Genomic DNA, 12512 nt, shown 5'->3' on the forward strand with positions numbered 1-12512 from the left:
GGCGGCGGGTGGTCAGTGGCGGAGTTGGCGGTGGACCGCGTCGACGACCTCGGTGAGCGGAGCCCGGGTCTCCTCGGTCCAGTTCTCGCCGCAGCGGGGAGTCGGGGCTGAGACCGACATGCCCGCGACCACCTCGCCCGCGTGGTCCCGGATCGGGACCGCCAGGCAGCGGCAGCCGATGATGTACTCCTCGTCGTCGACGGCGTAGCCGTTGCGGCGCACCTCGTCGAGCTGGGCGAGCAGCTGCGGCAGCGCGGTGATCGTGTTGTCGGTGAAGCGCTCCAGCTCGACGTCCTCGTAGCGGGCGACGACCTCGTCGTCGCTCAGCCCGGCCAGCAGCGCCTTGCCGAGCGCGACGGAGTGCGCGGGCAGCCGCATGCCGACGGCGGAGACGAGCTTCATCGGCTGCGGGGACTCGGCGATGGCGATGTAGACGTTCTCGATGCCGTCGAGCCGGGACAGCTGCACGGTCTCGCCGGTCTGCTGCGCGAGGCGTTCCATCAGCGGCAGCGCCAGGCCGACGATGTCGCGGTGCCCGGTGTAGCCCTGCCCGACGGTCCAGGCCTTGAGGCCGAGGCCGTAGGTGCGGGTGGTGGGGTCGAACTCGGCGAAGCCGCGGTGCACGAGGGTGCCGAGCAGGCCGTGCACGCTGGACAGCGGCAGCCGCAGCGTCTCAGCGATGTCGCTGAGCCGGTGCCTCCCCCGGGAGAGCAGTTCCAGAATGATCAGCGCGCGGTCCGCGGACTTCACCAGGTTGTGCCCGTGCGAGCTGGCCGCTTCGTCAGCCGTCACCCCTCGAATCCTCCTGCTCCGTCGTCGTCCCGGGCGGGACCTACCGAACAGTACAGCGAGCGAGGAGCGACCGCGCGGCTCCACCATGGGGGCATGAGATCGGCTTCTCCGTTCCCCCCGCTGGCCTCGGCGATCGATCTGCCGGAGGCCGAGCGGCGGCGCATCGAGTGGTGGCGCGAGCACCGGATCTTCGAGCGGAGCCTGGAGCAGACGGCCGACGGCCCGCTGTGGGTGTTCTACGAGGGCCCGCCGACGGCCAACGGCACGCCCGGAACCCACCACGTGGAAGCCCGGGTGTTCAAGGACGTCTTCCCCCGGTTCCGCACGATGAAGGGGTTCCGGGTGCCGCGCCGGGCGGGCTGGGACTGCCACGGCCTGCCGGTCGAGCTGGCGGTGGAGCGCGAGCTGGGGCTGACCGGCAAGCCCGACGTGGAGCGCCTGGGCATCGCCGAGTTCAACGCGCGCTGCTGGGAATCGGTGCAGCGCTACGTCGGCGAGTTCGAGGCCGTCACGACGCGGATGGGTTATTGGATCGACCTCTCCACGGCCTACTGGACGATGTCGGCCTCGTACGTCGACAGCGTGTGGTGGGCGCTGCGGCGGATCTTCGACGCCGGGCTGCTGGTGGAGGACTACCGCGCCGCGCCGTACTGCCCGCGGGACCAGACGACGTTGTCGGCGCACGAGGTCGCGCAGGGATACGAAACCGTCGGGGACCCTTCGATTTTCGTGCGCCTGCCGCTGGAGGAACCGCTGGCGGGCCACGAGGCCGAGCTGCTGGTGTGGACGACGACGCCGTGGACGCTGGTGTCCAACACCGCCGTCGCGGTCCACCCGGAGGTCACCTACGTGCTCGCGCGCGGTGAGCGCGGCACGTTCGTGGTCGCCGAGTCGCCGGCCGACGTCGTCGAGGGCGAGGTGCTGGCACGCGTTCCGGGGCGCGACCTGGCAGGGCTCGCCTACCGCCCGCCGTTCGACCTGGTGGACGTCCCGGACGCCCACCGCGTGGTGCTCGCCGACTACGTCTCCACCACCGACGGCACGGGCCTGGTGCACCTGGCTCCGGCGTTCGGCCCGGACGACCTCGCGACCGGCCGCGCGAACGGGCTCCCGGTGGTCGACCCGCTCGGCCCGGACGGCCGCTTCGACCCGGCGCTGCCGCTGGTCGGCGGCATGTTCTTCAAGGAAGCCGACCCGGTCCTGGTCGACGACCTGCGACGGCGGGGCGCGCTTCTCGGCGAGGCGACGATCGAGCACGCCTACCCGCACTGCTGGCGCTGCCACACGCCGCTGATGTACCGCGCGCAGCAATCCTGGTACATCCGCACGACCGCGATTCACCAAGCGCTGCAACGGGAGAACGAGAACACCCGCTGGTACCCCGAGCACGTCAAGCACGGCCGCTTCGGAGACTGGTTGGCGGGCAACGTCGACTGGGCGCTGTCCCGCAACCGCTACTGGGGCACTCCGCTGCCCCTGTGGCGCTGCACCAACGGGCACGTGACGGCCATCGGTTCCCGCGCTGAGCTGGGCGAACGAGCCGGACGCGATCTCTCCGGGCTCGACCCGCACCGGCCGCACATCGACGAGATCACCTTCGCCTGCCCGGAGTGCGCGCAGCGGGCCGCGCGGGTGCCGGAGGTGGTCGACGCCTGGTTCGACTCGGGTTCGATGCCGTTCGCGCAGCTGGGCTACCCGCACGAGCCGGGCAGCGCGGAGGCGTTGGAGCGCAACTACCCGGCGGACTACATCTGCGAGGCGCTGGACCAGACCCGCGGCTGGTTCTACACGCTGATGGCGATCGGGACGCTGCTGTTCGACCGCTCCAGCTACCGGAACGTGGTGTGCCTGGGGCACATCCTGGCCGAGGACGGCCGGAAGATGAGCAAGCACCTGGGCAACGTGCTGGAGCCGCTGCCGCTGATGGAGGCCCACGGCGCGGACGCGGTGCGCTGGTTCATGCTGTGCAGCGGTTCACCCTGGTCACCGCGCCGGGTGGGGCACGAGGCGCTGCGCGAGATCGTCCGCAAGGTGCTGCTGACCTACTGGAACACGGCGTCGTTCTTCAACCGCTACGCGTCGCTGTCGGAGTGGGCCGAGCCCGATCCGCCGGCCGAGCGGCCGGTGCTGGACCGGTGGGTGCTGTCGAGGCTGAACCAGGTCGTGCGGCAGGCGGATTCGCGCTTGGAGGACTACGACACCGCCGGGGCCGGCCGGGTTCTGGCGGAGTTCGTCGACGACCTGTCGAACTGGTACGTGCGGCGCTCGCGCCCGAGGTTCTGGGACGGCGAGGTCAACGCCCTGCGCACGCTGCACGCATGCCTGGACGTGCTGACCCGGCTGCTGGCCCCGTTCATCCCGTTCCTCACCGAGGAGGTCTGGCAGCGCAGCGTCCGCCCGGGTTCCGCGGACCTCCCCGAGTCCGTGCACCTCGCGGCCTGGCCCGAACCGGGTCCGGTCGACGAGGAGTTGCTGTCGCTGGTCGACGTCGAGCGCAGGCTCGCGGTGGCGGGCCGGTCGTTGCGCCGCGACGAGGCGCTGAAGGTGCGGCAGCCGCTGGCGACGGCGGTGATCAGCCCGGAGCTGCCCGCCGAGCTGCGGGCGGATCTGGCCGAGGAGATCAACGTCCGCGAGGTCGTCACCGGCGACGTCGCCGGAACGGGGTGGCCGTCGGAGGAGCAGCGGGAGGTCTCGATCGCGCTGGACACCGCGATCACGCCGGAGCTGCGGCTGGCCGGGGTGGCGCGGGAGATCATCCGGTTCGTGCAGAACTGCCGCAAGCAGGACGGCCGGGAGATCACCGACCGGATCTCGTTGCGCTGGAGCGGTCCCGCGGAGGTCGGTGCGGCTCTGAGCGCGCACCGGGACGAGATCGCCGGGGCCGTGCTGGCGACCGAGGTCGTCGAGAGCGCCGACGCCGCCGAGCACACCGACGTCAAGCTGGGCATGACGGTGACGCTGGTCCCGGCATAGCGAAAGGCCGCGGACGGCGAGCGAGCGTCCACGGCCCTTCTTCCACAGAGCAATCCCTGAACAGTTCCTGCAGCGGGCCCGGCCGGGGCCAGCGGGATGACAACCCCGGCCGGGTCGCTCGTCAGGAGTTGATCTGCTCGGTGATCACGTCGTTGTAGGCGCCGACGCGGGCGTAGACACCCGGGAAGCCCGGCTGCGCGCAACCCTGGCCCCAGGACACGACGCCGATCAGGCGACCGTCGGCGACCATCGGGCCGCCCGAGTCACCCTGGCAGCTGTCGATCCCGCCTTCCGGCACACCGGCGCAGACCATCGACTGGTTGCTGTACTCCGGGTACGCCTTGGAGCAGGTGTCGTCCGAGGTCACCGGCAGCTGAGCCATCTGCAGGTGGTCGGCCTGCTGGCCGCCCTCGGAGGTGTTGCCCCAGCCCAGGATGGTGGCCTGGGTGTCGGGGGCGTACGCCGCGTCGTCGGCGGTGGCGAGCTCGATGGGCTGTTCCTGCACCGGGGCGCCGAGGGTCAGCACGGAGACGTCGAAGCCCTTGGTGGCGTCGGTGTACTCCGGGTGGATCCAGACGTTGGTGACGTCGGAAACCGTGCCCTCGGTGGTGCTCATGGTGGTGCGGCCGCTGACGATCTTGATGTCGGCGGGCTGCTGACCGGTGGTGCAGTGGGCGGCGGTGAGGACCTTGGTCGGGGACACCAGCGAGCCACCGCAGAACTGCTGACCGTCGGGCGTGGTCAGCGCGACGGTGAACGGGTGGTCCGCGATCTCGGCGTCCTGCCCGCCGACGATGTACGGGTTGACGTCGGCCGGGGCCGCCTGGGCGACCGAAGCCGAGGTGAGCGCGGCGACGGCGATCGCGGCAACACCGGCGATCCGGGCGAGGCGACGTGGGGCATCGACCATCGTGAATCTCCTTGTCCGAAGGTCTTGCCGCGAGAGCTCGAGCCGAGGGCCTGCCTTCCCCCAACCCGGCTCCCCGCAGCAAACTTGATCGAACACTAACCAACCCGAGAACAACCGCGAAAGAGAAGGATTTTGCCGCTTTTCCCCATTAACCCGCAGGTCACAAGCCCAAGGAAATGAAAATATCAACCACCGGGCGACAATTGCTCAACGCAGAGCACAACGTCAGGCAAGCACCGAAGGTGCTTTCTCTTTACCCCACCAAAGCAACCGCACCGCCGCGGGTTCTGAGCGGTTCTCTGGGGAGGACGCCGCGACGCCGCGTTTCGACATACTCGAGGAGTGGCGCCCGGACCCAGAGGGCCGCTCAGGTTCCGCCACCCGCACCGCCCGGCAAGAGGACCAGCGCCAAGGACCCGAAGAGAAAGGCACCCTCGGCGCACCCCGATTGCGCCGAGGGCACCCTCGTTGCGGCCGGACCCCTCCGACCGGTGCGCCATCGATCCCCGAACCGACGGCGCTGACGCGTTCCCGGCCCCGACAACCGTTCGGAACGCGTCACCTATGGTGTACCGATCTTGGGTGGAATATTCCAGAGCCAATCGGTGGAGCTCACTCGATTGATCGTTAAACCTGTTGGACCAATCCACCCGGATGGCCTAACGATCATGCAGGTCCCGAGCGTCAGCGGGGCACGAGGCCCGCGTCGTAGGCGAGGAGCCCGGCCTGCAAGCGGTTCTCGCAGTCGAGCTTGACGAGCATCCGCGACACGTAGCTCTTCACGGTCGCCTCCGAGAGGTGCAGCCGCGCGGCGATCTGCGCGTTGGACATGCCGCGACCGAGGCAGGTGAGCACCTCGATCTCCCGCTCGGTGAGCTCGCGGGTCAGCCCGACCGCGCGTTCCCGGGCGGTCTGCTCCCCGCCGGTGGCCGCCAGCAGGCGCCGCTTGGCCTCCTCCGAGAGGACCGTGTGCCCGTCCGCGGCGACCCGCACCAAGCCGATGAGGTCCTGCGGCGGCGTGGACTTCACCAGGAACCCGACGGCCCCGGCCCGCAGCGCGCGCAGCACGTACTTGTCGGCGTCGAAGGTGGTCAGCGCGACCACGGCGGGAGCGTCGGGCATGGCGCAGATCCGCTCGGTGGCGGTGAGCCCGTCGACGCCGGGCATCCGCAGGTCCATCAGCACGACGTCCGGCCGGTGCCGCACGGCGGCTTCCACGGCGGCGGCGCCGTCCTGCGCCTCGTCGACGACCTCGATGTCGGGCGCGGAGCCGAGGATCGTGCGCAGGTGCGCGCAGACCATCGATTCGTCGTCGACGACGAGCACCCGGATCGTCTCAGGCATCGGCGGTCTCCTCGGTGGGCACGTACCCGGGCAGTATGGCCTCCACCTCGAACCCGTCGCCGTCGGTGGCGCCGGAGCGGAACGTCCCGCCGACGAGCTCGACGCGCTGCTGCAACCCGAGCAGCCCCACTCCCCCTCCGCTGCCGGCGAGCGCGGGCGCGGGTCCGGTGGGGGCGGTGTTGCGGACGCTCACGCGCACCCGGTCGTCGCTGTAGAGCACGCGGACGTGCACGTCGGCGCCGGGCGCGTGCTTGTGGGCGTTGGTCAGCCCCTCCTGCACCACGCGGTAGGCGGTCCTGCCGACCGCCGGGGTGACCGGCGCGGGGTCTCCGTCCGCCGTGAAGTGCACGGACATGCCCACGGCCTCGGACTGGCCGATGAGCTCGCGGAGGTCCGGCACGTCGCTGGGCGTGTCCGCGTCGGGGGTGTCGACGCCGGCATCGCCGCGCTCCTCGTCGCCGCGGCGCAGCACGCCGACCAGGTCGCGCAGTTCGGCGAGCGCTTCGCCGCCGCTGGCGCGCAGGTCCTCCGCGGCGCGGTGCACCGCCGGGTCGTCGCTGACCACGCCGAGCGCACCGGCCTGCAACACCATCAGGTTGACGCGGTGGGTGACCACGTCGTGCATCTCCACGGCCAGCCGGGCGCGCTCGTCGGCGCGGGCCTGCTCGGCGAGCAGCTCGCGCTCGTGCTCGGCGCGCTCGGCGCGTTCCCGCAGCGCGTCGGCGAGCCTGCCGCGCTCGGCGGCGTAGAGCCCGAGCACGATCGGGAACACCGTCCAGGCCGCACCGGTGATCACCACTTCCGGGTGGGGCGCGTGGCCCAGCCGCAGGCTGATCGCGGTCACCACGAGGATCAACGCCCAGGCGAGGTAGCGGTGCCCGCGCCCGTGGACGATCACCGCGTAGAGCACCCACGGCGTGGCACCGGGGACCCAGGGGTCCGTGGACACGTTGACCTGCAACAGCGGCCCGGGGCCGAACTGGATCAGCAGAGCCTGCGCGACCGAGAGCGCGGCGACGACCCACAGCAGCGCCACCGGACAGCGGCGGCGCACCAGCAGCCCCAGGCACAGCAGATCGTTGGCCAGGTGGCTGAACCACAGCCCGCCGATCCAGTCGTAGGTGCCCGGCAGCGCATCGGTCGGGTAGTAGCCCGCCACCATTCGCGGGAACGCGAACAGCACGATGACCAGGCAGATGTCGAAGACGGCCTCTCGCGGTGTGTTCCAAAGAAGCCGCCAGAGCGGTCGTTTCACCAGGCCCACGTTAGGGCCGCCGAGCCCGGTTGCGAAGCCGGACACCACCGCAGGCCACCCAGGTCTAGACGAAAGTTGCACCGGGCGTCAGCGGGCACAACCTTCGTCGCCGCAGCACCCGACGAATCGCGGTGTTGATCAGGGCGGGCTCCGGGGTTGACTGGTGGCACACCGATTCCTGGGGGGGAATTCATGCTCATCGATGAACCGCACACCCGGCGCAGAGCGCCGCGGACGCTGCACCCGCAGGCGACGTGGCCGGTGCTCGGCATCGCCGGCGTCCTCGCCCTGGCGCACGCGATCGCGGGCGCCTTCGGGGACTACTGGATCGACGAGGTCTACATGCTCGCGGCCGGGAAGTTCAACCCGGACTGGGGATACGCCGACCAGCCGCCGCTGACGCCGATGATCGCCGCCGCGATGGACTTCATCGCGCCGGATTCGATGTTCGTGCTCCGGCTTCCTGCCGCGCTCGCCTCCGGCGGTGCGGTGGTGCTGATCGCGCTGCTGGCCCGGGAGCTGGGGGCCGACCGCCGCGCGCAGACCATCGCGGCGTTCGCCGGCGCGACCGGGCTGTGGAGCAACCTGATCGGGCACTGGGTGGCGCCCTACACCTTCGAGCCGCTGCTGTGGGCGGCGCTGCTGCTGCCGCTGGTGCGCTGGCTCCGGCAGCACGCGCAGGGCGTCGCCGACGACCGGCTGCTGCTGGTGTTCGGGGTGCTGCTGGGCATCAACCTGCAGCTGAAGTTCCAGGTCGTGATCCTCTGCGCGGCACTGCTGGTCAGCGCCCTGGCGGTGGGCCCGCGAGCCGTGCTGACCCGGCCCCTGCTGTGGGCGGGCGCGGGGATCGCGCTGCTGATCGGTTCGCCGGCGCTGATCTGGCAGGCGCTGCACGGGTGGCCGCAGCTGGCGATGTCGTCGATCGTCGCGCAGGAATCCCCGATGCTCTCGGGCGGTCGCGGCGGGACCGCCGTGCAGCTCGTCCTCTACGCCGGGGTGCTCGGGACCGCGCTGGTGCTGGCCGGGCTGTGGCTGCTGCTGAGCAGGTCGTGGCTGCGCCCGTACCGGATGTTCGCGGTCGCCATGATCCTGCTGTGGGTCTTCTTCGTCGTCACCGCCGGCCGGCCTTACTACCTGATCGGGATGTACGGCCTGCCGATCGCGGCGGCGACGGTGGGCTTGCAGCGGCGCAGGGAGGCCAAGCCGCCCCGCTGGGGGTGGGCGGCTTGGCCCGTCTACGCGCTCTCGCTGGTCACCGCCGGGATGCTGATCTACTCCGGCAACTCGATCAACCGGGAGTTCTCGGCGGCGCTCACCCGGATCGACAGCGACCGGATCAGCGACGCCATCGCCCAGGACGTCTCCCGCGCCTACCTGTCGCTGCCCGCCGAGCAGCGCACCCGCACGGCGGTGGTCGGCGAGAACTACGTCTCCGCCGCGATGCTCGAAGTCGGCGGCGAGCACCACCCGCTGCCCGAGGTGTTCAGCCCGCACCGCGGCTACGGCTACTTCGACGCACCGTCCGACGAGATCGACACGATCGTCTACTACGGACGCGACGCCGAGGAGCTCCGGCCGTACTTCACCGACATCCGGCTCGCGACCCCGGGCGAGAACCTCAAGGGCTGGGTCGCCACCGGCAAGACCCAGCCCTGGTCGACGATCTGGCCCGCGCTGAAATCCCTCTGAACCGCACGGGCCCGCCAACGATTCGACACAATCTGGGGAACAGCCCACGAAAGGGGCCTCGACGATGCCTGAAGACGGAGTGCGGCTCCGCCCGCCGCGCAACCGGGTGGAACGCCGGGCGGTCGCCTGGTGGACGGCGCAGGCCCTGGCGCTGCTGCTGCCGCCGGTGATCGTGCTCGTGGTGCTGGGGATCCTCATCGCACCGGCCCGCTTCTGGCTGCTGCTGCCCGCGGTGCTGATCGCCGTGCTCGGTGCGGTCTACACCGCGGTCATGCCGCAGTGGCGCTACCGGGTGCACCGGTGGGAGATCACCGACGACGCCGTCTACACCTCGGCGGGCTGGCTGCGGCAGGAGTGGCGGATCGCGCCGATGTCGCGGATCCAGACCGTCGACACCGTGCGCGGACCGCTCCAGCAGCTGTTCGACCTCTCCAGCGTCACCGTCACCACCGCGTCGGCGGCCGGACCGCTGAACATCGACGGCATGGACCGCGAGCAGGCGGCGGCCGTCGTCGAGCAGCTCACCACCGCGACCCAGGCGACGCCGGGGGACGCGACGTGAGCGCCGTCGACGGGCAGTGGCGCCGGCTGGACGCGAAGTCGATCCCGGCGGCGGGAGCGGTCGTGGCCGCGCCCGCGCTGGCCACGCTGCTGGTCATGGTCATCGCCGGTGCCGGGACCACGCCGGTGCTCATCACGTTCCTGATCGGCCTGGGGACGGCGCTCCTCGTCGCGGGCGCCGCCACCTACCAGTGGGTGTTCTACCGGTACCGGATCACCGAGGAGCGCTTCGAGCAGCAGCTCGGCGGGCTGTTCCGCAACCACCGGTCCCTCGCGCGCGACCGCATCCGCACCGTGGACCTGACCGCGGCGCCGCACGAGCGGCTGTTCGCCCTCACCACGGTGAAGATCAGCACCGGAGCGCAGGGCACCGAGGCCACCATCCGGCTGCAGTCGATCACGCGCTCGGCGGCCGAGGCGCTGCGCCGCGACATGACCCTCGGCGGGTCCACTGTGGAGGAATCACCGGACGAGGGCGTGCTGTCGCGGCTCGAACCGAAATGGCTCGGTTACTCGGCGCTGACCGTGTCGCTGATGCTCGTGGTCTGGGGCGCCATCGGATCGGCGGTCGGCTCCTTCGACCAGCTGCTGCGCAAGTGGGGCGTCTTCGACGCGCTCGGGAGCGCCGTCACCTCGCTGGGCATCGTGGCGTTCGCGCTCGTGGTGGCCGCGATGGCGCTGGTCATCGGCGTGATCGGGGCGTTCCTGCTGTCGCTGGAGATGTGGTGGGGCTTCCGGCTCACCCGCGAACCGGGCACCCTGCGCGTCAAGCGCGGCCTGCTCACCACCCGGTCGCTGTCGCTGGAGGAGCGCAGGTTGCGCGGCGTCGAGCTGTGCGAACCGCTGCCGCTGCGGCTGGCCGGCGGCGCCAAGCTCGCGGCGGTGGCCACCGGCCTGCAGGAGCAGAAGCAGGACACCAAGCAGCCGGACAGCAAGGTCCTGCTGCCGCCCGCTCCCCGCGCGGAGGCCTGGCGGGTCGCTGCGGCGGTGCTGCGCGATCAGCCCTTCGACATCGCGCTCACCCCGCACCCGAGGGCCGCGCTGCGGCGCCGGATCGGCTGGGCGCTGCTGTGCGCCCTGGCGGTCGCGGTCGTGGTGGCGGTCCCGGCGGTGCTGGGCTGGATCCCGGTCGCCTTCGCCGTCGTCCTCGTGGTGCTCGCGCTGCTAGCGGGCCTGGGCTTCGCCGTCGACGCCCACCGCACTCTCGGGCACGCGATGGACGATCGATACCTGGTGGCGCGCAACGGAAGCGCGGTTCGCCGCACCGTCGCGCTGCAACGCGAGAACATCATCGGCTGGCGGCTCTCCCGCACGGTGTTCCAGCGCCGCTCGGACCTGATGACCGTCGGCGCGACCACGGCGGCCGGGTCGAGCCTCTACCGGATCTACGACGTCCGCACCGGAGACGGCCTGGCTCTGGCCGACGAAGCCGTCCCGGGCCTGCTCGCACCCTTCCTGGAACGCGCTGCGGCGGAACAGGTTTCGAGTACTGGCGGGGAGCGCCCCCCGAGTCAGCGCGCTCCCCTCTGGTTCAGTCCAGGTCGAAACGGCCGCTCTTGAGGCCGCCGACGAACTCCTGCCACGACTGCGAGGCGAACTCGATGCGCCCCGCCCCCCGGTTCTTGGTGTCCCGCACACCCACGTGATCGGACCCGAAGCCGACCTCGACGCACTGGCCCTGCCCCTGCGAGCGGGAACTGGTGCGCCAGCCGGATATTTCCGCCATCTAAAGCTCTCCTATGCGTTGTTGGATGAAATCGACCGAACCTTCCGGGTCTACCGCATGCGCTCTCAGATGGTCCATCATCGTGGCGTAGTTCGTCAGCTCGATCTCGCGCTCCAGGTACAGCCCACCCACATGGGTCTCCAGGTAGACCACGTCCGGGTCAATGTGGTTGGAGTAGCGCAGGATCACGAACGGGCCCGCCTGCGCCGGATGCGCTCCGGCGTCCAGCGGCATCACCTGCAACGTCACGTTCGGCAGCTGGCCCAGCTTGAGGATGTGCTCCAGCTGCCTGCGCAGCACGCCGTCACCGCCGACGGGACGGCGCAGCGCGGCCTCGCCGACCACCGCCCACAGCTCCAGCGGGTTGTCGCCGGTGACCCGCTCCTGCCGCTGGATCCGCAGGTCCACGCGCCGGCCGATCTCCGCGTCGTGCGCGCGGATGAGCGTGGATTTGGTGATGGCGTAGGCGTATTCACGCGTCTGCAGCAACCCGGGGATCGCTTCGGACTCGTAGGTGTGGATGCTGGACGCCTCCGCCTCGAGACCCACGTAGGTCTCGTACCACTCGGGCAGCACGTCGCTGTAGGAGTGCCACCAGCCGCGCTTGCGGGCGTCGCGCGCCAGGTTGATCAACTGCTCGCGCTCGGCGTTGTCCACCTCGTAGAAGTCCAGCAACGCGGACACGTCGCCGACCGACGGTGATCTCTTCGCGGTCTCGAAGCGGCCGATCTTCGCCTGGGTGCAACCGAGGTGGGTGGCCGCCTGCTGCTGGGTGACCTCCGAATGCGCGCGCAGTCTGCGCAATTCGGCGGCCAGCCTGCGGCGACGAACCGTGGGACTGACTGTCATGGCCCCCATCCTGCCCGGCCCACCACAAGGAGTCACATCCCGATCACCCGTACGACATCTTCACGGGAAGCTTCTGCGGCGGGATGCTTGTCGTAGCGGTCCGAGCGGAGGGCCGGACAGCCACGTCATGGGGGTGACATTCCACGTGTACCTGCTGATGGTCGTGTCCGTGCTGGTCTGGGCCGTGTTCTTCGGAATGGGCCTGCTGCTCTGGCTCAGAGCGGGCCGCCTCACCCCCCGCAACCGCGACTGACGGCAGTCCGGAGCCCGCAAGCGGCGCAGCCGCGAGGCGTGGAGACCACCCCAGCAACCGGCACCGCCGCGGGTTCTGAGACGTCGCCTGGCGAGTACGCCGCGACGCCGTGCATCGGCATACATCAGGAGTGGCGCACGGAGTCCAGGCGGCGTCTCAG

11 protein-coding genes are annotated in these 12512 nt (G+C 70.8%); 5 read left to right on the forward strand and 6 right to left on the reverse strand.

The window, feature by feature from the left end; all coding sequences use genetic code 11:
• Nucleotides 1-12 precede the first annotated feature (12 nt).
• Nucleotides 13-792, reverse strand: a complete 780-nt coding sequence (locus E1202_RS06025) for an IclR family transcriptional regulator (RefSeq protein WP_235877774.1) — start codon at nucleotides 790-792, stop codon at nucleotides 13-15.
• A 93-nt stretch (nucleotides 793-885) separates the two neighbouring features.
• On the opposite strand from E1202_RS06025, the gene ileS reads away from it, so the two are divergent.
• On the forward strand, nucleotides 886-3765 hold the full coding sequence (ileS, locus tag E1202_RS06030; protein ID WP_132681562.1) for an isoleucine--tRNA ligase: 2880 nt from the start codon (nucleotides 886-888) through the stop codon (nucleotides 3763-3765).
• A gap of 121 nt (nucleotides 3766-3886) precedes the next feature.
• On the opposite strand, the gene E1202_RS06035 is transcribed toward ileS, so the two are convergent.
• The 3 genes from E1202_RS06035 to E1202_RS06045 form a co-directional block, all read right to left on the reverse strand.
• Nucleotides 3887-4675 (reverse strand): S1 family peptidase, encoded by a 789-nt coding sequence (locus E1202_RS06035; RefSeq protein ID WP_132681563.1) that lies wholly within the window; start codon nucleotides 4673-4675, stop codon nucleotides 3887-3889.
• A 684-nt stretch (nucleotides 4676-5359) separates the two neighbouring features.
• Nucleotides 5360-6019 carry a response regulator gene (locus tag E1202_RS06040; RefSeq protein WP_132681564.1) on the reverse strand — a complete coding sequence of 220 codons (660 nt, stop codon included), beginning with the start codon at nucleotides 6017-6019 and terminating at the stop codon, nucleotides 5360-5362.
• The gene (locus E1202_RS06045; RefSeq protein ID WP_132681565.1) at nucleotides 6012-7274 is read right to left on the reverse strand and encodes a sensor histidine kinase; all 1263 of its coding nucleotides are present in this window, start codon (nucleotides 7272-7274) and stop codon (nucleotides 6012-6014) included. Before E1202_RS06045 ends, E1202_RS06040 begins: the two co-directional genes overlap by 8 nt.
• Nucleotides 7275-7466: 192 nt before the next feature.
• On the opposite strand from E1202_RS06045, the gene E1202_RS06050 reads away from it, so the two are divergent.
• From E1202_RS06050 to E1202_RS06060, 3 genes are all read left to right on the forward strand, one after another.
• Nucleotides 7467-8963 (forward strand): ArnT family glycosyltransferase, encoded by a 1497-nt coding sequence (locus tag E1202_RS06050; protein WP_132681566.1) that lies wholly within the window; start codon nucleotides 7467-7469, stop codon nucleotides 8961-8963.
• 64 nt (nucleotides 8964-9027) lie between these two features.
• Nucleotides 9028-9525 (forward strand): PH domain-containing protein, encoded by a 498-nt coding sequence (locus E1202_RS06055; RefSeq protein WP_132681567.1) that lies wholly within the window; start codon nucleotides 9028-9030, stop codon nucleotides 9523-9525.
• Complete coding sequence (locus tag E1202_RS06060) at nucleotides 9522-11084, forward strand: PH domain-containing protein (RefSeq protein ID WP_132681568.1); 1563 nt, start codon at nucleotides 9522-9524, stop codon at nucleotides 11082-11084. The genes E1202_RS06055 and E1202_RS06060 overlap by 4 nt, the downstream gene beginning before the upstream one ends.
• On the opposite strand, the gene E1202_RS06065 is transcribed toward E1202_RS06060, so the two are convergent.
• Both E1202_RS06065 and E1202_RS06070 read right to left on the reverse strand, forming a co-directional pair.
• Nucleotides 11056-11250: a DUF397 domain-containing protein gene (locus E1202_RS06065; RefSeq protein WP_132681569.1), complete on the reverse strand. Its 195-nt coding sequence runs from the start codon at nucleotides 11248-11250 to the stop codon at nucleotides 11056-11058. The genes E1202_RS06060 and E1202_RS06065 overlap by 29 nt on opposite strands.
• Nucleotides 11251-12099, reverse strand: coding sequence for a helix-turn-helix domain-containing protein (locus E1202_RS06070; protein ID WP_235877776.1), 849 nt, complete (start codon nucleotides 12097-12099; stop codon nucleotides 11251-11253).
• A 127-nt stretch (nucleotides 12100-12226) separates the two neighbouring features.
• Between E1202_RS06070 and E1202_RS32515 the strand changes: the two genes are divergently transcribed.
• Nucleotides 12227-12352 carry a hypothetical protein gene (locus E1202_RS32515; RefSeq protein WP_268952294.1) on the forward strand — a complete coding sequence of 42 codons (126 nt, stop codon included), beginning with the start codon at nucleotides 12227-12229 and terminating at the stop codon, nucleotides 12350-12352.
• Nucleotides 12353-12512: the final 160 nt, after the last annotated feature.

Source organism: Saccharopolyspora karakumensis (genome assembly GCF_004349225.1).
In the GTDB taxonomy this organism is placed as follows: domain Bacteria; phylum Actinomycetota; class Actinomycetes; order Mycobacteriales; family Pseudonocardiaceae; genus Saccharopolyspora; species Saccharopolyspora endophytica.